Source organism: Chengkuizengella marina (assembly GCF_009910845.1).
GTDB classification, from domain to species: domain Bacteria; phylum Bacillota; class Bacilli; order Paenibacillales; family KCTC-33759; genus Chengkuizengella; species Chengkuizengella marina.
This window is the reverse complement of record NZ_SIJB01000028.1, coordinates 1-26,336: the sequence shown is the minus strand read 5'-3', so window position 1 is coordinate 26,336 and position 26,336 is coordinate 1. Positions and strand designations below refer to the sequence as shown.

Below are 26,336 nucleotides of genomic sequence, written 5' to 3'. Positions count from 1 at the left end.
ATTATGGCCTCCCTATAATAATTGAAGTATTTACTCCACCAAACGCATAAGCATTTGACATCAAATAATGAACATGAGTTTTGACTGGAGTCTCTTTGATCACATTTAATTCTATTTCAGGGTCCTGATTTCTCAGATGAATATTAGGAGGTAAAGTATTCGTGTTAATGGCCTGCACACATAATGCAGCCTCAATGGCACTTGCACCACCTAACGTATGTCCAATTTGACTTTTTATGGAACTTACATATGGATTCGTATGGCTAAAAACAGCCTTAATTGCCTTTGCTTCCATCAAATCATTTGCCGTAGTTCCAGTGCCATGCGCACTCACATATTGAATATCCTTCACATTGATCTCTGCCATCTTTATCGCTGAATTCATTGCTTTGATCGCTCCATGACCATTTGGATCCGGTTGTGTAATGTGATGAGCATCACTGCTTAAACCGCAACTTAACAATTTAGCACGTGGCAATTTGTTTCTTTTCATTAAATGACGTTCACTCTCAAGAATTAAAACGCCAGCTCCTTCGCCTAAAATTAATCCTTTTCGTTCCTTATCAAATGGTGTGCATAAATCCGGACTCATAGCTTTTAAACTCCTGAAACCATGAATAGCGATCCAAGAAAGGACATCCACTCCTCCAGCGATCATCACGTCTGCATGTCCATAAATAATTTCATCCATAGCTCGACTAATCGCAATATTCCCTGCTGCACAAGCATTTGTAATCGTCCATGAAGGTCCATTTAAATTTAATAACTTATAGTTTTGATTAGCTATCGCATCGGGACCGCCTTGAAATTTTGCATGGAACGACTTGTTTAACAATCTATTCTCTAAACAATCAATTTCCCCCATCGTTGTACCGATGGCTAGTCCAATTTTGGCGTTGTCACTCATCTCTAAATCCGCATCTTGTATTGCTTCTTCTGCAGTTTTCAAGAACAACTTTGTTGCATTTCCGATGTCATTCATGTGGGAAGAATTACAATGAAGCTCATGAATATTGGGTATTTCACAAGCATTCAGTTCTAAACTTGGAAACTTGCTTATTTTTTTAGTTCCATGTTTACCAAGCAGTATATTTTCCCATGTTTCCTCTACCGTAGTTCCAACAGATGTACATACACCAATTCCAGTAATATAAACATTCATACTCTCATCTCCACTACCCTATTTTTGATCCCAAAGTCTACTGATATCTGTTAACCTTTTGTCAGGTCTTTGGAAAATATCGATTCCCCTTTCTTTTTTTACGATTGAATAAGCACCCTCTTCACCTGACTCTACTCTTTCTTTTAGTCCAATATTGTCTGGATATAAGTTATAACCATCCTTCCATACTTGAAATCCAGTACTAACTTCACCACCTTTAATCAATGCATCTCCATAAGCGATATAAATTTCCTGCCAGAGTGGATTCTCGTAGTTTTTATATTTTTTTGCGATAGATAAACAATAGGATAAATCCTGTATTGCTTTATCAATTCTCTTCAAACCAAGGGGCCAGTACAAATTATTTAATCCTCTAGCATAATGAGCCAACCAGTGGTATTCATCATTTTCAATGATTTTATTTAATTCGCGAATTGAAAGAGTTGAGAGTTTTCCAAGAGAACCAGTTCCTAAGTTTAGTTCTTGTAGTTTGTCAATGTAGGCTAGGGCGAGTTGTAAGAGGGCTTCTTTGGAGGTGTATTTCATTTCGTTTATATAGTCAATGTACTTTTGTATCTCACCATTGTTATTCATAACAATCCTTAACTCATTGAGATAAAAAAGGTTTTCCTGATCTTCTTTTATATGCTGTTTTAACTTTTCTACTACCATCTGATATTGTTTTTCATTATGTAGGTTTTGGCTTTCACTTGTTTCATTAGCATATTTTTGATAAGAAGTTCGTTCATTTTCAAAATTTAAACTCAAATCATTTTTAGAAAGATCTGCATCCACATTTGGAAGTTCATATGGCTTTAAAAAATCATAAACAGCATAACTAATGGTTAAAATTACAAATGCCACTAATATCATTACAATTTTTTTATGCAAATTTTATCAGTCCTCATTTATTATTTTTTTGTATTGTGATGGATTAACACCTACTAACTTTTTGAAAGTTCTAGCAAAATGTGTCAAATCAGTATAACCTATTTCATAACAAACATCTGTCACTTGTAATTTGCTTTCCAATAAGAATTTTGCCTTCTCAATTCTCTTCTCAGTAATGTATTGTTTAAATCCTTTTCCCATATATCTTCTAAAAAATCTTGAATAATGTGCATGGCTAACAAACATTGTATTTGCTACTTCTTTAAGGGATAAGTCATTTCTGCACAAATTTTCTTCAATGTAAACTAAAGACTCATAAAATAATGGAGAGTTGGGCTGTTCTTTTAAACTCATGCCTAAATCATTTACTAAATTGATATATTTTAATGTCTTTAGAAAAGAAACCATTTGAAGCCTTCCCACTCCCAACATACTAATGACCGGGACTGCTAGTTCTTCTAATTTAAAATGACTTGGAATTTTTTTGAATGGAGACATGAACACCAGTAGTTTATATTTTTCAGATAATAGTTTTTCTTTAATATTGATTAAACAATTTATAACTTCTACTTTAAAATCTTTTGAAATTTTTTCGAGCAAATTATTATTATCATTCTGATAAATTAAAACTAGAATTTCATTCAAAACGTCTCCCTCCTCGATACCTTTTTTGTTATAAAATTCCCTTCATCATAATTCATAAAAATTGTAAAATTCATTCGTATTTAAATAAAAATATTCATGTTGTAAATAGGGTAAATACAAAGAACAGCTAAAATTAACTCTAGAAAAATACATGCTCATTCACCTCCTTTCAAATGATTACCATTATTATCCCTTAGAGATATCCAACACGACTCAGCAAGAATTGCCTGAAATCATGCAGAAATTGTCAATTAAATGAAAATAAAAGATATTTTTGGAAGAAATAATGATGAAAAAAAAGCAAGTAGATCATCCTTTATTTGATGAGAATCTACTGGCTTCTTAAAAGAACAAAATTTTAACTATCCAGTCATTATGCTGGTTTATTTATTTGGCAGAATATCCTCCGTCTATTGGTAATTCAATTCCTGTTATATAGGCAGATTCATCAGAAGCTAAAAATAATACACTGCTTGCGACGTCATCAGGTTTTCCAAATCGAGGTAAAGGGGTTAGATCCTTAAACATTTTTTTTATTGCTTTATTGCTTATTAGATTTTCTAACATCTGTGTTTGAATGAAACCAGGGTGTACAGAATTCACTCTAATGTTTTGTTTGGCATAATCTATGGCTGCACCCTTTGATAATATGCGTATTGCACCTTTTGAAGCTGAATAAGAATTTCCTCCTAAACCTCCAGATAATCCAGTAATAGAAGAAATATTAATAATAGAACCTCCATTATTTTCTATCATCTTTGGAATTACATGTTTCATACCTAAGAAAGTACCTGTAAGATTAACATCAACAGTTTTCTGCCATTGTTCTACACTATCATCCAGTAATGAAGCAGCATTTACTATTCCTGCATTATTTACTAAAATATCTATTTTCCCAAATTGTCCAAACGTATCCTTTACAACTCGAATCCAGTCTTTTTCTGATGTGACATCGTGATAAAATCCGATAGCCTCTCCCCCATTTGAGTTAACTTCTGAAACGAGATCATTTACTTTGTCTTCTAAAATATCTGTCACTACCACTTTGGCACCTTCTTTTGCAAAAAGAAGAATTTCTGTTTTCCCCATTCCACTCGCAGAACCTGTAATAATTGCAACTTTGCCATCCAATCTCCCCATATTTTCTCAACCTTTCAAAATCATATTTTGATAAATTTTAATTTTACTGAGAATCTATCTTTCACAATAGAATTATTATCTCTTAAGGAGAGATCACATGACTCAGCACAAATTGCTTTAAATTAAGGATAAATTGTAAAATAGAAGGATATAAAATGAATGGTCAAATGTCAGGTTTCATCTCAAAAAGAAAATAACATGAACATATTTCTCTTTTTTAGATATAATATGGAGTACAATAAGAATAATATATATATATAAAACACTGAACTTAAAACAAATCCATAAAAGTAATTATTTTCCATTTTTAGCAATACATCTTTAGATATTAGAAAAACGAAAAATACCCGCTCTACTGTGATAGAGGGGGTGTTTTTATATACTTTTTTTTCTTTATTGCAATAAAATTTATTCAGTCTATGATCTACTATATTATCGTGTATTTATAATATTGCAGTTTCTAGCGTAATGACAGTAATTTCAGGTCTGCAAAAAAATCGAAAAGGATAAATTGTTGTGCCAATCCCTCTATTTGTATATACCTTTAACGAATCTCCTACTTCATATAAACCATTTACGTATTTTTTACTCAAAGGAGGTGTAATGATATGTCCAATTAAAGGTAATCTAACCTGTCCTCCATGACTATGGCCAGAGAGCTGAAGATCAACTGGATAGTCTTGTACAATATCAGCAAAATCTGGCTCATGTGCAAGTAAAATGGTGTAAGTATCTTGATTAGCTTCTAATAATGCTTGATCCAAGTTGGGATTGCCAATCAATATATCATCTACACCACTAATATTCATCACTGCATTCTGTCGTTTGATTTGTACATTTTTGTTAATAAGAAGGTTGAAATTAGAACGCATTAAGGCTTCTGCAACGCCAGCTACAGCATCGGATCTTATTTTATCATGATTACCTAATACAGCAAATTTACCAAGAGGAGCTTTAAACTGTTGTAATTTAGGAATATAATCTACTAAATTAGAAGCATCCTCATCTATTAAATCACCTGTAAAACAAATGACATCTGGCTGTTGAGCATTTACTTGTTTTATTAAATCATCAAAATATTGATCATCCATGTGAAAACCAAGGTGCAAATCACTAAAATGAACGATCTTTAATCCTGAAAATGGTGAAGGTATTCTTTTTGAACTCAACTTGATCTGATTTGTTTGAAGCCACTTTCTCTCACCAAAATAAGAATAGGAAGGGATGGATACTGTTAATCCCATTAAAGTTAAGCCACTTTTCCATATTTTATTCAAAAAACTTCTTCTGGATATTTTTTCTTTCATTCCAATCTCTCACATCCCAATAAATACATATGTTTACACTATAACAGATTTAAAACCTTCATTAATAATGTTTATTCAAAAAGTCAGTTCTCAGCAATGAAAGATTATACGAATATGCAGAATAAACACCTGTTGTATAAACATTGGGAATACGTTGTAAATCTAATTTGCTAAAATCTCTCAAGATTGAATTTATTAATCATTGTTATAGATCATAACTTGCTCTGGTAAGCTCTCATCGCTAGTGCAAGTGCCCCCTTCAGTCCGGCATCATCCCCCAACCCTGGTGGAACAATATATTGAGCAATATTTTCTTGTGACAACTCATTAAAAGATAGGTAACCATTTAGTTTATATTGAACCATTTTTTGAATAAGTGGAAATAACTGATGTTGCTTCATGACTCCACCACCTAGGACAATTTTCATCGGTGAAAGGGTTAAAATAAAATTAACAAGCGCTTCTGATAAATAATAGGCTTCCAACTCCCACACTTGATCTACACCTTTCAAGGCAACGCCTTTTTTCCCCCATCTCTCTTCTAAAGCAGGTCCAGCAGCAAGGCCTTCTAAACAATCATGATGATACGGACAACAGCCTTCATAATGGTCTTTAGGATGTCTTCTCACACGAATATGTCCCATTTCTGGATGTGAAATTCCACTTAACATCGAACCTTGAACAATCATACCTGCTCCAATACCTGTGCCGATTGTAATATATAAACAGCTAGACAGTCCTTCTGCGGCTCCCCATATACTTTCCGCAAGGGCAGCAGCATTAACATCTGTGTCAAAACCAATAGGCACGTTCCAAATTGAGCTTATCGCTCCAGCAAAATCAAAATCCTTCCATTCCACCTTCGGACTGTTTTTAATATATCCATATGTTCCACTGTTTCGATTTAAATCAATGGGACCAAAAGAACCGACACCTATTGCATCCAATGGAGTCCCTCTAAAAAAATGTTTTACTTGATCCATCGTTTCTGTCGGATTCGTAGTAGGAATGGATATACGATTTGTAATTTCTCCTTTTTCATTCCCAATGCCACAAACAAATTTTGTTCCACCCGCTTCAATTCCTCCAATAATCATTTATATCTTCACACCCTGTCATTATTTATTTGTTTGTTTTAAAAAATGATACAATGCCCCTAGTTGTCCAGACTGATTGTAGAAATGACAATGGTCAAGTTCTGTTAACTCTAAAGCTTCTGGGAGTATGGTACTAATTTTTTGTTTAATTTTAGAGATGAAATTATGCTGTGAGCTGATTCCACCACCGAACAATATTTTCTCAGGTGCCATGACATGAATGATGTTTAAAGTTCCTATCGCTATTGTATGGTAAAAAGATTCTACCTCTTTTGTAACTCCTTCATCTTTCTGCTCGTATAAAGTAAATATCTCTCTTCCTGTCAAAGGTCTCTCTAATTTCTTTGAAATTCTATCTTCCAAGTTCCAAGTTGATCCTAATCGGCTAAATGAATATTTCTCAAATAGAAGATGTTTAGGTGTTTTTGAATCAGCATGAAGTAACATTAAACCAATCTCTCCAGCCATGCCTTGTTTTCCTCGATATAAGTTTCCATTTAAATATATCGAACCCCCAATACCTGTACCTAATGTAAGGCAGACAAAGTTATCAGTATTGACAGCATTGCCTTTCCATTTTTCGGCTAAAGCCACACAATTCGCATCATTTTCTAACTCAATCGGAAGTCCCGTTTCTTTTAACTTTTCTTTGACATTTGAATGCATAAGATCTATGACAGAACCTGCATAATACACCTCACCTGAGTTTATATCCACAGCACCCGGAATACTTAAAGCGACCCCTTTGATAGGGTATTTTCTCTTACTCTCATTGATTAGTTGTATTAGCAGTTCATAAATTTCATCGTTTCCTTGCGCTGGTGTAGGATATGAAAAAGATTCAATCGCTTCACCTTCCGCATTCATAATTGCATGTTTCACTGTTGTTCCACCAATATCAAATATGACATATCGTTCCATTGTGTTCACCTACAAATAAGATTAAAATCCGTTATTCTCAGCTAACTTACTAAACCAATGTCCGCTTTTTTTAACCTTTCTAGCACCATCTCTATTTAAATCAACAGATACAAGACCGTAGCGATTTTTATATGCGTTTAACCAAGACCAATTATCCATGAACGTCCAAAGATGGTAACCTTTCACGTTGACTCCTTCTTCGATAGCCTTATGGACCCACCTAAGGTGACCTTTGATAAAGTCAATTCGATAATCATCATGTATGCAGCCATCATCATCTATGAATCTCTGCTCATTCTCCACACCCATTCCGTTTTCAGAAATAAAGCATTCAATATTGCCATAATTGTTTTTTACGTTGATCAAAATATCGTAAATCCCTTTTTCGTATATTTCCCATCCACGATGAGGATTCATTTTGCGTCCTGGCATTTCATAATAATCAAAAAATTGCTCAGGCATGAAAGGGGCGTTAGGATTAGGAATATGCTCCTTCGCTTTAATCCTTCTCGGTTGATAATAATTGATCCCTAACAAGTCAATGGTATTCTCTTTTATCGTTTTTAAATCTTCTTGCTCAAAAGAAGGTAAAAAGTTGTGATTTCGTAAAAACTCCACAAGTTCTACAGGGTATCTACCCTTAACAGATGGATCTAAAAAAGAACGATTGAACAGTAAGTCGGCAATATTCGCTGCCTTTATATCTTCAGGATGAGCACAGCGAGCATATGAAGGAGTTAAATTGATAATAATACCGATTTTCCCATCCTGCCACAGCTGTTTGTATACCCTAATCGCTTCTGCACTGGCCAACATAGAGTGATAAGCTACTTGAACCGCTTTTTGAAAATCACATAGAGCAGGATAGTGATGACCATATAAATAACCACATTCTACCGGTACGATCGGTTCATTGTGAGTAAACCATTTTTTTACTCGATCACCAAAAAGCTCAAAGCAAGTTTTTGCATAGTTAACATAAAACTTGACAACATCTCGATTTTCCCATCCCCCTATTTTTTGCATGTCTAGTGGCATATCAAAATGGTATAAATTGACGAATGGTTCTATTCCATGTTCAATTAGCTCGTTGATCACATTGTTATAAAACGAAACAGCCTTTGGGTTGACCTCCCCTACTCCTTTTGCAAACATTCTTGACCACGAGATCGAGAATCGGAAACTGTTATGCCCTGTTGCCTTCATCAGTTGAATATCTTCACGATATTTTTCGTAAAATTGCGAAGCTTGAGTTGGCCCTATCCCATGATGAAAACGATCAGGTTCTGTCTCATACCAATAATCCCAAATGTTTGCTCCTTTCCCATCTTTATATGCTCCTCCTTCCATCTGCGTAGCAGATGATGAGGAGCCCCACCAAAAATGTTCAGGAAACTCAAATTGTAAATCTCCACAATGATCATCATAGGTTTGTATCATACATTTCACCTTTCAATAAACATAGTGCGGATGATCCATTCATCATCCGCACCAGTTTGTTTAAAATCAATTGTTTATCGTTCTAGATATGCCTAAGCGAGTTATTTGCCTTGTGCTTTTCTCCACTCATCATATTGCTTTTGCATTTCTTCAATAACAGTATCTATACCAGCATCCTTAAACTTTTTATTTGCTTCAGCCAAGTATTTTTCTGGATCTACAGCTCCGTTCATTAACGATTTGTTGTACTGCTCCGCTACGTTAGAGATAGCTGCTATTTCAGTACGAACAGAATCTGTGTCAAATACAAATCCTAACGTAGGTGCATTAATTGATGAATCATTAAAAGTTTGGAAAGATTCCCACTTATCTTCTGGATCATCCTCATATAGAGGAAGAATGAAATGATTCCCTAAGGCGAAGGTAGGTACTGCATAACGCTCTGAGCGCACTGTACCAATATCTCTAATTTTTCCACTATCAAGTGTTTCATAATGGACACCTTCAACTCCTTTATCAATGGTAGTACGGACAAAAGGATCGGTATTCAGTAAATTCATAAACATCATTACACGCTCTGGGTTGTCTGATGTAATTGAGATGGCATGCATAGAGCCCAAAACTGAGTTATTAAACGTAATAGGATCATGCATCGGTTGAACGACTAACTCATAATTACCAGAACGCTGCCACAAAAGTTCTGCATAAGGCTGGTACATTTCTTTTCTAACGAACCAATTTTCTACTTGATAATCATAAGTCGCATTTTCATTTGTACCGGCATCAGCAGGTATGTAACCTGCATTATAATACTTATGCATTGTTTTTAACGTTTCCATCGTTTCTGGTTCTTCATACCAATTCACTATTTTCGCTTGATCCCCATCCATATTCACTGCAAACGGTAATTTTTCTTGTAAAATATAGTCAAACGGCAAATATGGTGAAAATGGTGCGATTGGTGCTTCTATATCTGCTTCATTATTTTTAATCATTTTTAAAAACGGTTCTAGATCTTCTAAAGATTGAATCGTTGAAATATCCATATTGTGTTTATCAACGAGTCGTTTGTTGAATACATACACGCTTTGTTGCCCAACTTCTTTGTTCACAGGAACAGCATACAATTCCCCATCAATTTTTGCACCCTCTAAGAATGCTGGATCAATTACTGCCTTCATATCTTGTCCATACTGATCCATAAGATCATTCAATCCTAGAAAAGCACCTTTTTGAGCGTTTATTATATAATTTGCTGCCCAAGAACTAGTAAAAGCGATATCAAATTTATCACCAGCAGTAATCATTGTTGTCATTTTTTTGTCATACTCACCCCAGTCGATAAACTCCAAATCTAGAGTAGCATTAATTTTTTCCTTCAAATATGGATTAAGCTCATCCAATACCAAATCAAGATCTTGTGGAGGTCCACCTATTGCGTACCACTTAATCTCATACAGCTCAAGCGTGGGATCCGAATTTGTTTCTGTATTCGTTGTATCTGAGCCAGGTTCTGTTGTATCATTATCACTACATCCTACAAGTACAAAACTAAAACTTAACACTACTGATATTAATAATAAAAACTTCTTCATTATAAAACCTCCCTTATAATATCAATGTATCTATTCCTTAACACTTCCTACCGTTAACCCTTCTACAAAATATTTTTGGAAAAACGGATAAGATAGTGCGATAGGTAATGTTGAAATAACTACCATAGCCATTTTAGCTGAATCTTCTGGTATAGTAATACCCGCCTGTAATCCAGATATCAATTTCATTTCCTTTAGAAATTCAATGTTGCTTTCAATCTTGGAAAGTAACGCTTGCAGCGGATATAAATCTGGATCAGTGATGTAAAGAAGTGCCTGAAACCAGTCATTCCAATAAGTCAGTGTACTGAATAAGGCAATTGTTGCTATAGCGGGTAAAGATAAAGGTAGCACAATTTGCATAAATATTCTAATTTCACTTGCACCATCAATACGTGCCGATTCAATCACCGCTTCCGGTACAGATCTTATAAAAAAGGTTCTCATAATGATGATCCAAAATGCTTGGACAACAAGAGGTAAAATCAATGCCAAAATGTTATCTCGTAAACCAAGAAATTGTGTCACAACGATGTAAGTTGGTACTAAACCACCACCGAACAACATCGTGAAAAAAGCTAAAAATGTAAATAATCTACGGTATTTGAACTCTTTTCGTGATATTGCATATCCAAATAAAGAAATCATTACTACACTTAACAACGTCCCAAATACAGTAATAAACAGGGTAACCCCAATCGAACGTAAGATTTGTCCCTGTGACTTCCACAAATATTTATACCCTTCTAAACTCCAGGAATCTGGAATAATCTGGAACCCATTTCGTATTAAACTTTCTTCAGCAGTGAAAGAAATAATAATGACATAAATAAATGGAAAGAGGCAAATGAACGAAAAAACTGCCATCATGATGCTCAAGATAACATTAGAAATCCCTTTTAAGCCATATGGAGTATATCCATTTGTCAATGTTAATGATGAATTATTTGCTTTTTTTGGCATGTTCATGTTCCCCTTTCTAGAATAAAGCATAATCTTCATCAACTTTCTTCACTACATAATTTGTTATAATCACTAGGGCAAAACCTACAACTGATTGATAAAATCCTGCAGCGGCCGTCATACTCATGTCCCCTAATGTTGTCAGCCCATTATACACATACATATCGATGGTATTTGTAACGTCATATAATGCACCTGAATTTTGTGTAACTTGATAAAACAATCCAAAATCAGAGTAAAAAATTCTTCCAATATTCATAATGGTCAATATCATCATTAAAGGAGTAATCATCGGAATCGTTATATGGCGGATCTGCTGCCATTTCGATGCTCCATCAATCATTGCCGCTTCATAGTAAGAACGATCAATACCGACGATAGCTGCTAAGTACACAATCATCTGATATCCTACACCTTTCCACATCGCCATAAAAACGAGAATGAAAGGCCAATAGATTGGCTCGTAATACCAAGAAATCGCTTCCACTCCAAAGAAAGATAGTAGACTGTTAATTGCCCCCCGATCAGTGCTTAAAAAGGTCATAACAAAATAACTTACAACAACCCAAGATAAAAAGTGAGGAAACAGCATGCCCGTTTGATAAATTTTTGTTAGCTTTTTATTTGCTAGTAAACTTAAGCCAATTGCAAAAGCCACCGCTAAAAACAGTCCTAAAAAAATAAATACTAAATTGTATAAAATCGTGTTTCTTGTTATCTCCCAAGCCACATTTGTTTTAAATAAAAATTCGAAATTTTTAAATCCAACCCATTCGCTATGCCATAGGCTGGCGAAAAAGCCATCTCTATGAATTCTAAAATCTTTAAATGCAATAACATGTCCAATCATAGGTAAATACGAAAAAATGATAAACCAAATGGTTGCTGGTAAAACAAACATTAGCCATATGCGATTAGCATATAAATCTCTTAGAGTATTTTTAAACCATTTCATGTAGCCCTCCGATCCTTTCAATTAGATTTCTCTCCCTCTTCTATATTGTATAACCGTTCAATCCCACTCGGTAGTTAACAATTATTAGATTTGCTGGACTAATCTTATTTCCCTAGAATCTACTATGTTCATAACCTGAAAAGCTAATACAATATCAAGCTCCTTAGTCATTACATGATGTAAAATCACACTTTCCTAACATTAAAAAAACTCACCTTTATGTTACGTAAAGATGAGAAAATAGATCAATTTTTTTAAACTTGTTTACTTCGCCACTCCGTTGGGGTTAAACCGATGCTCTTTTTAAACTGTTTGTAAAAATAAGTAGGATCTGAATAACCGACCATCTTTCCAATTTCACCCACTTTATACTGGGGGAGTTTCAGCAGTTTCTTTGCCTTTTCAATTCGCAGGTGGTTAATATGATCTGAAAATACGGTACCCACTTCCTTTTGGAAAAGCTGTCCCAAATAATTGGTATTCACATGGAAACGTTGGCTTAACGTCTTTAGGGAAAGCTCCTTATGCAAATGTTCATGTACATATTGCAAGACACTTTTAATAATAGGACTCATTTGTTGATTATGCCGCTCAATATTATCAAAGGTTTCAATAATAAACTGGTTCATCACTTGTTTGAGCTCTTCAATCGTATTTGTATGCATAATTCTTGTGACCATTTCTGAAAAGACGTTTAGATCTATTTGAGATTCTATTGCGTTTAAAACAATGGATAATAGTTTAACGGCAAATCCTTTAGATAATTTTGGTATATCAACTGATATCACTTCGACAAATCGCTGAAATGCCTGATCAACCCACTGCATGGCACCATCTAAATCACCGTTCAATACATGATTGACTAGGTCTTGAAAATTGTAATCTATCATCAGATTTGATGTTTGCAGATAATTTTGAGTTAATGTTTCCGTAATCACGTGCGTGTTTTCAGGTAGAACAAAGCGATAAGTCCTTAATTCTTTAACCCGATAAAAGCTTGAAAATATTTCTTCTATTGAATTCGCTTCTGACCCAAGAGCGATAAAAAATTGAACAAGTTTTTTATGTTTACGCAGTTCGGCTTGCAAATGTTTAACGTGCTGCTGGACATGACTCACTTCTATACCAGACCAAATTAAAATAAATTCCTGCTCTGGACTTAAAACACAAATACAAGAAAAACAAGATTCAATCCACCTTCTTAATTCAGAGAAAGATCCTTTTTGGGTGGTTTGATCAAATTCCACTTGCAAAATAGCTACAACCAATGGATTAATAAATGGTGCCATCCCATACAATTCTAAGCGATCTATAAATTCTTGATTGCTAATGTCTTGGTTCAGCCATCTCCATATACTGTTATCTCTAAGTATATAACTATCTTCATCATCATGTTTGGCTTTATCTAATTTTTCAATAGCATTTCTTAACGTAGATATAAGTTCTCCTTCATCTATTGGTTTTAGCAAATAATTTTCAATGCCTAAAGAGATCCCTTTTTTCACGTATTGAAATTCTTGATAACCAGTTGCGACAATAAACTTCATATCTTGATTTCTCTGTTTAATTACCTTAATTAGATCAAGACCGTTCATATTTGGCATCATAATGTCAGTGATCAAAAGATCACATTCCAGATTTTCTAATGCTTGTAATGCCTGTTTGCCGTCATACGCTACTCCAATAACCTGAAGACCATAATCTTCCCAATGAATAATGGACTTCATACCCTCTACAATAAATGGTTCATCATCAACTAAAAACACTCTATACATGCGTTTCCCTGCCTCTGTTCCAAAATGGAACCAGAATGTTAATTGTAACCTCGGTCCCTTTATGCTCTACACTATTAATCTCAAGTCCATATCCATCTCCAAATTTCAAACGAATTCTTTGATGAACATTCGACAAACCTAAAGAATCAAGCACTTCACTTTCATCATTCAACATCGCTCTAATTTTATCTAAGCGTTCTTTTTTAATACCTATTCCATTATCTTGAATTCGAATACATAGTGTCTTCTTCTGCTCTTCGATATGAATTGTAAGTAAATTCGAGTATTCATTCTTCCTTAATCCATGTAGTATATAATTCTCAATAATCGGTTGAAGAATAAATTTTGGAATAGGATAAGCTAATATATGCTCTGGAATTTCATAGACTACATTTAATCGATTTGGATAACGAATTTGGAATAAATTCAAATAACTTTTTACATGTAAAATTTCATCCTCTACGGTCACTTCATCATGATTTTTCATCGAGTAACGGAACATTTTCGTTAAATGAACAATCATTTCACTTGTTGTCTTGTTGCCATCCGCAACGGCTTTCATCCGAATCGCTTCTAAAGTGTTGTACAAGAAATGAGGGTCAATTTGTGATTGCAATGCTCTCATCTCCGCTTCTTTTTGCTTAATTTCAGACACAAATACAAAATCAATATATCGGTTTAATTCTTCTAACATTTTGTTAAAACTATTCGATATCGTGCTTAATTCATCCCTTTGTTTATTATTTTCCGGAATTCTTACATTTAAATCCCCGGTTTGTACTTTTTTTATTGATTGTTCAATAGACTGAATACGCTTTGAATATTTTCGCATAGCCCAGTATGTCATTGTGATGGCTGTCGAAGCTAAAGCTACAGTCAATAACAGCATCACAACATGAACTGTTGTTACTTGTTCAACTTCTTTTTTTGGTATCATACCAACAAACATTAACTGGGATCGTTCATCTACTAACTTGTTAACATAAAACTTTTCTCCATCGATCTGAATCGTATTTATAGACGTTTCATAACTAGGGGCATTGATATTTTTTAACTGAGTCCCCTCTGCTGTGGGATATAGAAGTTTTCCCTCTTCGGTATATACATACACCGTTCCTTTTAACTGTTCCTTTTGTGAATCTAGTAAATTATTGATTCCAGCATAATCATAATGTACATTTAGGATACCTAACAGCTCCATAGCATTTCCGTAGTACAAAGGATGGGATATTTGAAATGTATTTTTAGATTTTTGATCCATGCGCCGTCTAGAATATAGTTTTTTTTCACTGAGTGATTTTTCACTTGTTAAGGTAACTGCTATCACATCTTCTTCTTGTCCAAAATAGTCTTCAAAAAATGACCAACTACTAACGATTTGAAAGGAGCTGCTTTGCATATATTTATCTAGACGATATTCAATTAATTCTTGTTCACTATGATCCAATGAAAAGACAATTTCATCCATTATTTCTTTGTTTGTATTACTAAGATCATGAACCGCTGTTTTCAGCAAATCTTGTTTATGATTAAAATAAGTTTCCATTCGTTCTAAAATGGCAGTATTAGCGTCAATTTTTCTCTGTACCTCTATTTCCGTATAGTAGGACCATAGAACAGCAAAGAGTAGAAACATAAAAATGATAATAATTAAAGAATTGGCTAGCAATATTTGAAAAAACACTTTATGTCGATATTGTTTAATTTTGTTGAACATTGTTGAATATACACCTCCTGATCCTGTTGTAAATAAATGTGTCCGGATAAGCATATAAACTTAGCATCTCTGAAAGATGCTAAGTTTATTATATACTAAAAAGATGTATTTACTTCTTAGGAATTTTTATGACGAATGTTTTGATTTCATAGGGTTTAATGGAACAATTGATCGAATTCCCCTTAAAAATGTCGGATATCGGTTGTTCCATTAGATCAACCTCTTGCCATTCTTCAATACCCCAGTCCGAAGAAATTGTTGCTTCAGTTCTTCTTCCTTCAAATTCGTGAAGACGTACAATAACCGCATGATCATCCTCTGCTTTTTTAATGGCATCGATATGAACGTGATGGCAAGATAAATTCAAGAATGATGAAAACGGAGCAGTTAACCTACCTTTTATTGCCTGTAATGGCTGGTTTAAAAACCATGCTTCACGTACCGTTTCGGCTTGTCTCCAATCATCTTGATGTGGAAACAGTGAATATGTGAATTGATGCTCCCCCTGATCTGCTGTAGGATCAGGATAAGTGGCTGATTTAATCAATGTCAGTCGCATGGTGTTGTCCATAATGTCGTAACCATATTTGCAATCATTAAGCAAGCTGACTCCATAACCTGTTTCTGATAAATCAGCCCACATGTGACCGACACTTTCAAAACGTGCCATATCCCAGCTCGTATTTTGGTGGTTTGGCCGCTTCACATTGCCGTATTGAATATCATAGGTAGCTTCAGTTGTACGCACATCTACAGGAAAGGCCACTTTTAACAATTTCCTTTGTTGATGCCAATCTACGTTTGTACTGAAATCAATCCGTTTCGAACTTGCATAGACAATCATATCTTGACTTATGGTTGATTGCAGGTAAGTCCAGTTAAAACGAATTACCGCTCGCAATAGGCCACATTCAACCAACTCCACAGAGGTGAGGTCTGTTACTTCCTCCATTTTTTCTTTATAGAAAATATCAATGTCCCATGCATCATGCGCCAACGGTTTATCCTCAAACACTTGAAGTATGTTTCCTTTTTCCCCATTTACAAACACTTGTCTCTCGGCAACCTTATCATACATCTGTACAATCTGTCCTGAATTATTCCATTTAATCTTATAAAAAGGTGTATTAATCGAAAAATCTGTATAATCAAATAAACTCACTGATTCTGTTTGATGCTTGTTGGAATGAGGTTCAAATAATAATTCTGTACCAGCAAATCCTTTTAGACCTAAGACATGCACATACCATCCGTGTTCGGATCTTTGAGAAACTAAGTGGTTTCCTTCCTGATCACGCCAATATCCATCTTGTTGATTTACTTCATCATATGTTACGTACACCAGCTCTCCTTGTTGCCAGTGTGAAGCGTTCAAAACCGTATACTGCTGTACACTAGAATCTATTAACCCAGCCAATGCTTGATTAGATACACTTCGATGCAGATCCCAACACTGCTCATACTCCACTCTGGAATCCTCATAAACTTCCTTGATTGAAGAACCTGGAATGATGTCATGAAACTGGTTACGCAGGATGATCTTCCACCCTTCAGCCAATTCCGCTTGAGGATACTCATTCCAACCCCTGGTCAGAGCATTCATCACATTTAACCATTCTGATTCACGATAGGCCAATTCCAATTTGCGGTTCATTTTTTTATTGTGTGCTTGGCTTGTATATGTACCACGATGGTACTCAAGATACAGCTCACCGTCCCATGTATGCACGTAACCTTCCGTATTCTCAACATTTTGATGGAGTTTGTCAAAAAATTCTCCCGCTTTTGTTGGTTTCACTTGAGGAAGACCCGGCATACGATCTAATCTTCTTCTTAACTCTAACATATGACGATTAACACCACCTCCGCCGTCACCATAACCATAGGATAACAACAAATCCTGATTTACATCTTTATTTTGATACGATTTCCATAGACCTTTAATCGTTTTCGCTGATACAAGTCCATTGTACGTATAAAACCAAGAGTCATCTGAATTCCAAGGCTCAGGTGTAGTAATAAAATGAGTTAAGATTTCACTACCATCGATTCCTTTCCAATGAAAAGTATCATGCGGCATGCGATTATATTGATTCCAACTAATCTTAGTAGTCATGAACGTTTCAATTCCTGATTTGCTTAAAATTTGCGGTAAAGCCCAACTGTAACCGAATACATCAGGCAGCCATAAATATTTACAGGTCACACCAAATTCTCTTTCGAAAAATCGTTTTCCATATAAAATTTGACGTACTAATGATTCGCCACTTGTGACATTACAATCAGCTTCAAGCCACATTGCTCCTTCGGGCTCCCACTTACCTTCTTTAATACGTATTTTCATTTGATCATATATTTCTGGATAGTCCTCTTTTATATATTCGTACAGTTGCGGCTGTGTTTGTAAAAAAACATATTCTGGATACTGTTCCATCAAACGAAGCACGGTCGAAAACGAACGAGCCGCTTTTTCACGCGTGTGTTTTAAACGCCACAGCCAAGCAACATCAATGTGTGTATGACCTATACAATGGATTGTCACTGGGTGCTGTTTTTCAATTTGGGTGATCTTCTCATTTAAGTTTGCTTGCGCTTCGTAACAAGATTGATAAAAACTTTCACTGCCAGGTAAAGACCAATCAATCATTAAGTAAGTTTGGTTCAAGGCATTTAGTAGAAGTTGTTTTTCTGGTTGATCTTCGCTCAATTCTTTCACAGTTTGCAAAGTAGCAAGCGAAGTATAATACAAATCATCCACTTTTTCATCCAACCAAGCAATTTGTGCCGTTTTGATCTTATGCTCCTGCTCTTTAAGAAGACCTCCTCCTTCGAGACCAGACCACAACCGAAAATCCAAACGATTTGTTTTCCCTACTGCATCTTCTGGAAAAAAGACTTCCTGATGGTTGGAATCAACACCTTGATAAGGACGTCCGTTAAAGAACAATAACGATTCAAAGCCTGAATTATTCCCCCCACCAGTATTTCCAAAATCAAATAAACCGACAGTTTTTCTCCCTTTCCATTCTTGTGGGATGTCCACATCCGCCTGAAGCCAGATATATTTATCCCTTCCTTTCCAGTTATCGTCAACGTCTATGGTTTGATCAGAAGTCAACTCAAGTGGATACTGACCAATCTCCCCCTCATCCTCCTGACAACGGAAACTGTAAATCTCCCTTTTCTCCTGGTATCTAAATGTTAACAGCTCTTGAATTCTCGCCTCTAGTTTGTTTTCTGTATAAAACAAATCCACTTCTTCCTTTCTGAGCATTTAGTTTAATGTTTAAATTTGGACCAAACGGATTCTTCCTTAAAAAATACATTTCGGGAGAAAAAAATATCATTTCCCCCGAAATAAAATAACTAAAATCAAATTAGTAAATGAATTCATTAAGCGTAACTAAGCTAATCACTGAGCAGTAAATCCATAAACTTCAAATTCGTAAATTCTAGCTGCTTGATCACCGCCCTGTGTCGGTTGATTAACCCATAAACGTACATATCTTGCTGAAGTTAGTGCAATTGAATCCTCTGAAATAGCTTTTGTGTTCTCCGTCACTTCAGTAACAATTGTCCAACTCTCACCATCTGTACTGACTTCAATCGAATAGGCTTTTGTATTATAAGCTGCACCTTCACCACCAGCTTCAGCATGTTTTGTCACAAATTTAGCGATGGAATACTCCGCTCCCAGGTCAATTTTCAACCAGTGAGGTGCATCACCTAATGCACACCATTTATTCGTTACTGTCCCGTCCACAGCAAAAACCGCTGCTTCAGAAGGAGCACATGCATGGTCGGCCTCTACAGACTTGTTCAATGCAACATTCGTCATGTTTTCAGCGCCTTTTGTAACAAAGATCAAATCTTCTTTTGTTATTACGTTTTCACCTTCACTATTAATAGCAGTTAGGGTTACCGTATAAAGACCTTCGTTTGCAAACGTCACAATTGGATTTTCTTCTGTACTTGTTGCTGGCATTCCACCTTCAAACTCCCAGTACAATGATTCTGTCACTGATGAAGAAGTATTGAAAAACTCAATTTCCTCACCTGGACCAATCACTGTTTTATCCACTATAAAATTCGCTACAGGAACTGGATATGAGGGCCACTCCATCTCCACTTCAGCATCTTCACTTTTTTCAAAATTCGAACCTACAGCTACGATTTCAAACGATGTTTTCGTTTCTTTTCCGTCACGTCTCATTTCAGATATAAAGAATATTTGATTAGGTGTAGCTCCGATAAATTCCTTACTTCCATCTGCCATTATTCTGTAGATCTCGTAATGATCTGCGTCAGTTACTGCATTCCATGTAAGTGATACATTTGCAAAAACAGCATTTTCGAATGAACTATCTTTTACTTGGAATAATTGTGGTTGATCTAAATTCAATATCTCTTTTTTGTTGTACAACTTTATCTCGCCAATATTCATCGTGTAATCTTGAACATCTTCTTCACTATCAAAATATAAGGAAATAGCTGCAATTTGTTTTCCTTCATATTTTTCCAACTTTAATACTTGGGTTACCCATTCATCTTTTATACTGTTATCTTGATCTTCATCATCTTCTTTATATAAGTAAATAAATTGGTCTGGATCATCTAAAAAGCTGATTCCTACCTTCATATTTGCTTCATTCGTATTCGTCTGATAAGTGATGGATAGTTCTGTATCCTTATCTACCGTTAAATTCGTTTTATACAACTTAATATTTGTTGGTTCATCTGCATCAACTGTCCCTGATATCTTCAAAGAACTTCCACCATAATATGCCGTTTCCCAATCAAATTCAGGGGTAAGCAATTGTCCTCCTTCTACTGTCCAGCGCCAAGTCGGTAAAATGTCCTGTAGACTGCGATTGTTCCAAGACTGCTCCATCATCACCTTTCCATCAACTGTGAAAAGATTACCGCTGCCCGTATTAAAATGAGTAACAAAAGGGTATTTATTAATCACTGTTTTGCCTATAAAATAATTCGCCATGCCTTTCCATCTTCCAGGATCTTCTGTATTAGCAGGATCACCATCTAATCCTACCCAAAAGTCTTGCTCTTTTTGGTAAAATTGCTGCATTGTATCCGAAGTTTTATATGTCCAATCTGGACGGTAAATACCTAAAGATGCATAAGATGCTTTGCCAGATGGGAAAAGCCCGTTCCATGGTACATTTGTTGAAGTTCCAGCCGCTTCAGTATCAATTCCAGCGAATAAATCATATGGACTTCTGCCAATGTCATTTGCTTTGTTATAGCTCTGTTGTTGATTGCTCCACCAAAAGTTCAAAAACATGCTGTCAGAGACACGCTTTTCTCCATCTTGCACAAAAAAGCTGTTTGCATCTGTTAAATAATTTTGCCATGATATATTTCCATCTCTAGTCATGGAATCATACCACATAATATGCATGCCTTCGGGTTTCTTCTCTTGGATATAAACGAGGAAGTCCTGCATTTTTTGAGCTGTTTCTTTGGTCCCACCATTTGTTTCTTGGTTAAAAAACCACCCATCAAAACCATAGTATTGTGCGACTTCAATTAATTTGTCCGCAACTGGGAAAGAACCATCTGCTTCCTGCTCAAGCATTTGCTCTATCCAAGCAAACTGCCCCCCAAAAACTCCTGGTGGAAAGAAAACGCTACCTAAGATAGGAACACCATTTTTGTGGGAGACATCAATTACATCTGCACTTGGTGGAACAATGATCCCCTCACCTGCTGAACCAGCCCAATACACCATAATATCTACATACTGCCAGTAACCAAATGTGTTTGAGTAAAAGTCTTTATTACCTTGTGATGGTACACCGCTTGTTTGTTGATTTAAAGCCGATAATGCTACAAGTTTTGCATCAGATTGTGCTGAGTCATTCACAGCGTACAATGTATCCCTCTCTGCTAAGGGGACCTGGCTCCGGTTGTATACTGCATCTGGATCAGTTTCCGGACTCCATTGCATCAGATCCTCTGGGAACCAATACGAGGAGTGCGGTTGTTCTAATGCTGAACTTATGGTAGGAATAATAAATAATAGTCCCATGCATAACAATGTACCTAACAACAACTTTGACTTTGACATCATTGGACAACTCCTTTTGGATTAATATTTATTTTGAAGCCTTTGATAAAGCGGACTTCCTTTGACAGTAATGTTGAGTAAACTTAAAACAAACTCACTAAACATCGAATTGGCCCAAGAAAACCAATCTCTTGTGAAGTTCTCAGGATGATCAGCATCAAATCCTTCATGCATAAATCCAGTTCCTCCATCGGTTTGTTTAAACAATTCTAGAATATGATTTTTTTCTTTTTCATCATTGGCAGTCATCCCCTGAATGGCTAATGCAATATGCCATATATAATGATCAGGTGTATGTGGACTGCCGATTCCTTTTGCTTTTTTTCCTTCGTAATAATAAGGGTTGTTACGGCTCAATATAAAGTTGCGTGTATTGATATATGTTAAATCATTAAACTCACAGTACCCAAAATAAGGCATGGCAAGTAGACTCGGTACATTCGCATCATCCATGAAATTGTAATTTCCAAATCCATCCGTTTCATAGCTGTAGATTTTGTCATAAATCGGATGGTCAAATGTACTGTAGTTTTCAATACCATTTTTAATTTCTGCAGCTAACACTAGACATTGTTTAGCAAGATCATAATCTTGCAATACTTGTTCACAGATCTCAACAGCATACTGCAACACGACGACGGCAAACATGTTAGAAGGAATTAAATATCCATAGTGGCAAGCATCATCGCTCGGACGAAATGCACTCCAGGTCATTCCAGTTTTTTTCACTTCTCCACCTTTTCCATCACGAGTTAATGTATCTGATTGACGAACATCATGACGCTCAAAACGATATGGAGAATCTTGTTCATGATCTTGCTCTGTCTTCCATACTTTTAAAATGTTATTTAAACCTTGCACAAAGTTGTCATCGAAATGAGTGGTCCTGTCGCTGGATTTCCATAGCAAATAAGCGAGTTGGATCGGATAACACAGAGAGTCAATCTCATATTTGCGCTCCCATATCCATGGAGTCATATCAGTTCCATCCGATTGATGCCCATTTCTATTGAAGTTTTCATTGAATGCATTGGCATATGGGTCATGGTTAATGTATTGAAACTGTCTGCGTACAACACCCTCAATGAGTTCAGCCATTTCTTCATCTTCCTCAGCAAGGATTAGATAGGGTCTTACCTGTGCAGCTGAATCACGAAGCCACATTGCTGGAATATCTCCAGTAATGACGAAGGTTGTACCGTCATTTTGTGGCTTTAATGTTGTCAGGTAAGTATTTACGAAACACATCTCAAACATGTTTTGCAGTTTTACATCATCAGGAAAGTTCTGTTTAACTTTATCTATTAGATTTCGCATTGATTGTGGTATAATGATATTTTCTTTTTTCATGCTGTCTGATCTCCTTTTGATAGATTAATAGGTCTTGTTCTACCTTTCACGTCTTTTTTCCATTCCCCATCCTAAAGTAATGATTTCATACGGTTTAACTGATTTCTTTATTTCATTTCCTTCATGAACACTGTATTTTTCCTCGACAATGTTGCTATGAAAATGGGATGATGTATCTTCAAATGTTGCAGTTAAGTTTACGTTTTTATCAGACGTATTAAACCAACGGGTCATGATATCATTGCTTTCTTCTGCCAGTTTTACAGAAGTCAGGGCGAGTGACTGTCCTTGCCATTGCAAGAAAGATTTTTCTTTTGGTAAATCTCCATTATGCATATCTGTTTGAACAACGATCAATGGTGATTGGTATTCATACATTTGTTGTGCGATTTGTGAAGTAACCACATCCCCTATGTGTGGGATGATGGTCCATTCTGCTGTATTTTCACCTAAACACTGCGCTTCAGGAGTCGGAAAGACTCCCCAGTCACCTAATTCAGAAACTGATCGAAGGATTGTGACTGCTATTGTATTTTTTTGAGGCAACACTTCGTACTCATTTAAACCCTTATTTCCAATCGTTAATCCTTGATTTTCATCTGACACACTGATAAACGCTTGCTGATGATGATCAAAGTTTGGGTTTTCCCAATCTATTTCAGGTTGGTTGTTTCTTTTCACAACTTCAAAAATACTATCCGCATAATGTTGAGAGCTGTCTAGATTCGTAGGATACAAGACACGGATACGATGATCTTTTGCCGAATTATGAATCAAGGCTTTAATATGTGGACCCTTTGCTTTTTTATCGAGTGTAAGTCTAGTTCGTATTTGAATCACTGTTGTTTCATCCGAACGACCAGATGTCCGATTTTTGTGCCATGTCAGTTTCAATTTTTCTTGTTCAAAACTTTCAGCAGCACATTTAGGGATTTCCCAGTTATGAACAATTTCTACAGCAGCACGAAGTGGATTATTTTCTATTACTGTAATGTCTGCGACTAATTGTTCAGTTGTCAGCGAATCATCTTGCGCTTTTTTGAACATGTATTCATTTCCGATATCACCCGTGTTTTCGTAAATTCCGAGTTGATGAAATACTTTACCCGTTTCTTTGTGCGTTAACGTATAAGAGCCGTTATTATGAATATCGATGTGAACAAATTCGTTCTCTAGTTCACGATCCGAGGTTAAAATATTTTGTTCTGTTGTATGATGATCGTCCATTTTGACGTCTGTTACATAATAAGTGCTGTACCCCAATCCAGGAAGTTCTTTAGCCATAAACTGTACTTCAATGATCTTTGCAAAATACGCTTTTCTAAATCCATCATCAGGTAAATCGTAGCCAAATTTCACACCTTTATCTTTTATTTCAGATAACTGTACGATGCCATTACTATCAGTTATGTTTAATTTTGGCAGTGGTTTTGTTTGCAAATAATCTGGAATTTGCTCATAAGGCATGTCTTCAAAATATATTTTTTCAAATTCAATCACTTTAGTAATCACTTTGTTTCTTTTCTTACCTGAAGCGTTAAAAACGACAAGTGGAACGCTGTTTTCTGCATAATTAAGGTGGTTTGTATGGATATTTGCAACAATTTCCGCTGTTTTATCATCAATAATCATTTCTGTCGTTTGTTTTGCCTTCTCAAAACGAGTTACCATTTCACGGTGAACCTCATCTACGCTACAACCACAAATACTATCGTGTGGATGATTTTGCATTAGTGTTTTCCATGCATACCGCAAATAATGGTGTGGATATTCAAAACCAAGTGAATAGGCCATTACGGATAATGGCTCAGCAGCTTTTTCCAATAAAGATTGACACTCTTGATTCATCTGTTTTAGGTAAATCCTTGATGAAGCTGTATTAACGAGTGTAGACCAGCCATCCGTTCGCTGGTTGCGTAATTCTCCATGAATGGATTGCAAATTTTCAGGTAGATGCTCATGGATAGCTCTGATGTAATCATCAAAGTTAGAATGTACAAATTCGATATTCGGATATAGTTCTTTTGCTTTTTCTATCGCTTCCCCAATGTCTTTTTGAACGGGTTGATGGTCACATCCATTCATAAACAACAAATGTGGGGTTGATGCATATTTTTGTGCAGCATTTAATTTTTTGTCCCAGAATAACTTCACATCTTCATCTGCCGGTATTTCATTTCCGTTGGAGTACCAATTTGCAAAGAGAATACCTAGCACAGAAGATCCATCTGGTGATAACCAGTTCATTTCAGAAAAAGGAGATTCATAACTTTGCATCTCTCCAACGGTATTATTAAATCCCGTTGGTTTTACTCCCCTGCCAAAAGCTGCGGTCTCAATTCCTGCTTGTTTCAACAGTTGAGGGGCCTGTCCGTAAATTCCAAATGTATCTGGGAAGTAACCGAGTTTTGTCATTACGCCGTATTGTTTGCTGTCCTGTAATCCGTACAATAAATTGCGTACATTCGCTTCACTACTTGTCAAAAAAGCATCCTGTAACACATACCACGGACCAATGTATATTTTTTTATCTTGTATTGCTTGCATTAACTCCTGTTTGCGATCTGGACGAACCTCCAAATAATCTTCTAAAAGAACGGTTTGTCCATCCAAATGGAAGCTTTTAAACTGAGAATCAATTTGAAATAAATCCAACAAAAGATCAATCAGCTTGACTAAATCATAACGATGTTTTTCAAATGGCATGTACCATTCTCTATCCCAATGTGAATGCGATATAATATGTGCTGTCAACTTTTTTTCCATTTTTCCACTTCCCTAATGTAAACGTAATCAATTTATTTACTGGTAAGTCATGATTTTACTCTACTTATCCTTACAATATTTTTATCCCAAGTTAAAGTCAATTCATCTTCTAAAGGAGATAAAGTTTTTCCATCATATCTAAAAAAAATCCATCATTTAAAAAAACAAAAGATCCAGGGATATCGGAATATTCAATAGATTGGGGAGTTAAAAAGAATATATAAGAACACTAAATTAGTAGTGAAATGTACACGCGGACTTATGAAAATTATGAAATTATATATTACAGAGGAGGTTGTTATAATTAATAAGAATTAAAAAAAGACTCTGGTAATGAATACCAAAGTCTTTTTCTCTAAACTTCATATTTGCTTGGCAACGTCCTACTCTCCCAGGACCTTGCGGTCCAAGTACCATCGGCGCTGGAGGGCTTAACGGTCGTGTTCGGTATGGGTACGCGTGGTACCCCTCCGCCATCATCACCAAACGAATATAAAGAGCGACTTGCACTCTCAAAACTGAAA

Annotated in this window: 17 protein-coding genes and 1 rRNA gene; all 18 read right to left on the bottom strand. The window is 35.7% G+C overall.

The genetic code is table 11. The annotated features are described in order from the left end of the window. Window position 1: 1 nt before the first annotated feature. The 18 genes from ERL59_RS12775 to rrf all read right to left on the bottom strand — a co-directional run bounded on the left by ERL59_RS12775 (window position 2) and on the right by rrf (window position 26,299). Window positions 2-1,162 carry a beta-ketoacyl-[acyl-carrier-protein] synthase family protein gene (locus ERL59_RS12775; RefSeq protein ID WP_160646617.1) on the bottom strand — a complete coding sequence of 387 codons (1,161 nt, stop codon included), beginning with the start codon at window positions 1,160-1,162 and terminating at the stop codon, window positions 2-4. 18 nt (window positions 1,163-1,180) lie between these two features. After that, window positions 1,181-2,053, bottom strand: a complete 873-nt coding sequence (locus ERL59_RS12770) for a hypothetical protein (protein WP_160646616.1) — start codon at window positions 2,051-2,053, stop codon at window positions 1,181-1,183. Between the two features lie 6 nt (window positions 2,054-2,059). Continuing rightward, complete coding sequence (locus ERL59_RS12765; protein ID WP_160646615.1) at window positions 2,060-2,698, bottom strand: helix-turn-helix domain-containing protein; 639 nt, start codon at window positions 2,696-2,698, stop codon at window positions 2,060-2,062. Between the two features lie 387 nt (window positions 2,699-3,085). Then, entirely contained in the window at window positions 3,086-3,838 is a 753-nt protein-coding gene (locus tag ERL59_RS12760; RefSeq protein WP_160646614.1) for an SDR family NAD(P)-dependent oxidoreductase, read from the bottom strand. Between the two features lie 443 nt (window positions 3,839-4,281). Then, window positions 4,282-5,145: a metallophosphoesterase gene (locus ERL59_RS12755; protein ID WP_160646613.1), complete on the bottom strand. Its 864-nt coding sequence runs from the start codon at window positions 5,143-5,145 to the stop codon at window positions 4,282-4,284. A gap of 212 nt (window positions 5,146-5,357) precedes the next feature. Then, window positions 5,358-6,242: an ROK family protein gene (locus ERL59_RS12750; RefSeq protein ID WP_160646612.1), complete on the bottom strand. Its 885-nt coding sequence runs from the start codon at window positions 6,240-6,242 to the stop codon at window positions 5,358-5,360. Between the two features lie 21 nt (window positions 6,243-6,263). Beyond that, complete coding sequence (locus ERL59_RS12745) at window positions 6,264-7,163, bottom strand: ROK family protein (protein ID WP_160646611.1); 900 nt, start codon at window positions 7,161-7,163, stop codon at window positions 6,264-6,266. 21 nt (window positions 7,164-7,184) lie between these two features. Further along, window positions 7,185-8,603 carry a glycoside hydrolase family 1 protein gene (locus tag ERL59_RS12740; protein ID WP_160646610.1) on the bottom strand — a complete coding sequence of 473 codons (1,419 nt, stop codon included), beginning with the start codon at window positions 8,601-8,603 and terminating at the stop codon, window positions 7,185-7,187. Window positions 8,604-8,704: 101 nt separating this feature from the next. Beyond that, on the bottom strand, window positions 8,705-10,198 hold the full coding sequence (locus ERL59_RS12735; RefSeq protein ID WP_160646609.1) for an ABC transporter substrate-binding protein: 1,494 nt from the start codon (window positions 10,196-10,198) through the stop codon (window positions 8,705-8,707). A 30-nt stretch (window positions 10,199-10,228) separates the two neighbouring features. Next, window positions 10,229-11,161, bottom strand: a complete 933-nt coding sequence (locus tag ERL59_RS12730) for a carbohydrate ABC transporter permease (RefSeq protein WP_160646608.1) — start codon at window positions 11,159-11,161, stop codon at window positions 10,229-10,231. A 16-nt stretch (window positions 11,162-11,177) separates the two neighbouring features. Further along, on the bottom strand, window positions 11,178-12,116 hold the full coding sequence (locus ERL59_RS12725) for an ABC transporter permease (RefSeq protein WP_160646607.1): 939 nt from the start codon (window positions 12,114-12,116) through the stop codon (window positions 11,178-11,180). 254 nt (window positions 12,117-12,370) lie between these two features. Beyond that, complete coding sequence (locus tag ERL59_RS12720; protein WP_160646606.1) at window positions 12,371-13,891, bottom strand: response regulator transcription factor; 1,521 nt, start codon at window positions 13,889-13,891, stop codon at window positions 12,371-12,373. Next, entirely contained in the window at window positions 13,884-15,608 is a 1,725-nt protein-coding gene (locus ERL59_RS12715; RefSeq protein ID WP_160646605.1) for a sensor histidine kinase, read from the bottom strand. Before ERL59_RS12715 ends, ERL59_RS12720 begins: the two co-directional genes overlap by 8 nt. A 109-nt stretch (window positions 15,609-15,717) precedes the next feature. Further along, a complete protein-coding gene (locus ERL59_RS12710; RefSeq protein WP_160646604.1) occupies window positions 15,718-18,858 on the bottom strand; it encodes an alpha-mannosidase in 3,141 nt (1,046 codons plus the stop codon). Between the two features lie 162 nt (window positions 18,859-19,020). Beyond that, window positions 19,021-21,696: an endo-beta-N-acetylglucosaminidase gene (locus tag ERL59_RS12705; RefSeq protein WP_201763559.1), complete on the bottom strand. Its 2,676-nt coding sequence runs from the start codon at window positions 21,694-21,696 to the stop codon at window positions 19,021-19,023. 21 nt (window positions 21,697-21,717) lie between these two features. After that, the gene (locus ERL59_RS12700) at window positions 21,718-23,046 is read right to left on the bottom strand and encodes a glycoside hydrolase family 125 protein (protein WP_160646603.1); all 1,329 of its coding nucleotides are present in this window, start codon (window positions 23,044-23,046) and stop codon (window positions 21,718-21,720) included. Window positions 23,047-23,085: 39 nt separating this feature from the next. Further along, complete coding sequence (locus ERL59_RS12695; RefSeq protein ID WP_160646602.1) at window positions 23,086-25,812, bottom strand: alpha-mannosidase; 2,727 nt, start codon at window positions 25,810-25,812, stop codon at window positions 23,086-23,088. 370 nt (window positions 25,813-26,182) lie between these two features. Further along, a 5S ribosomal RNA gene (gene rrf / locus ERL59_RS12690) occupies window positions 26,183-26,299 on the bottom strand. Window positions 26,300-26,336 lie beyond the last annotated feature (37 nt).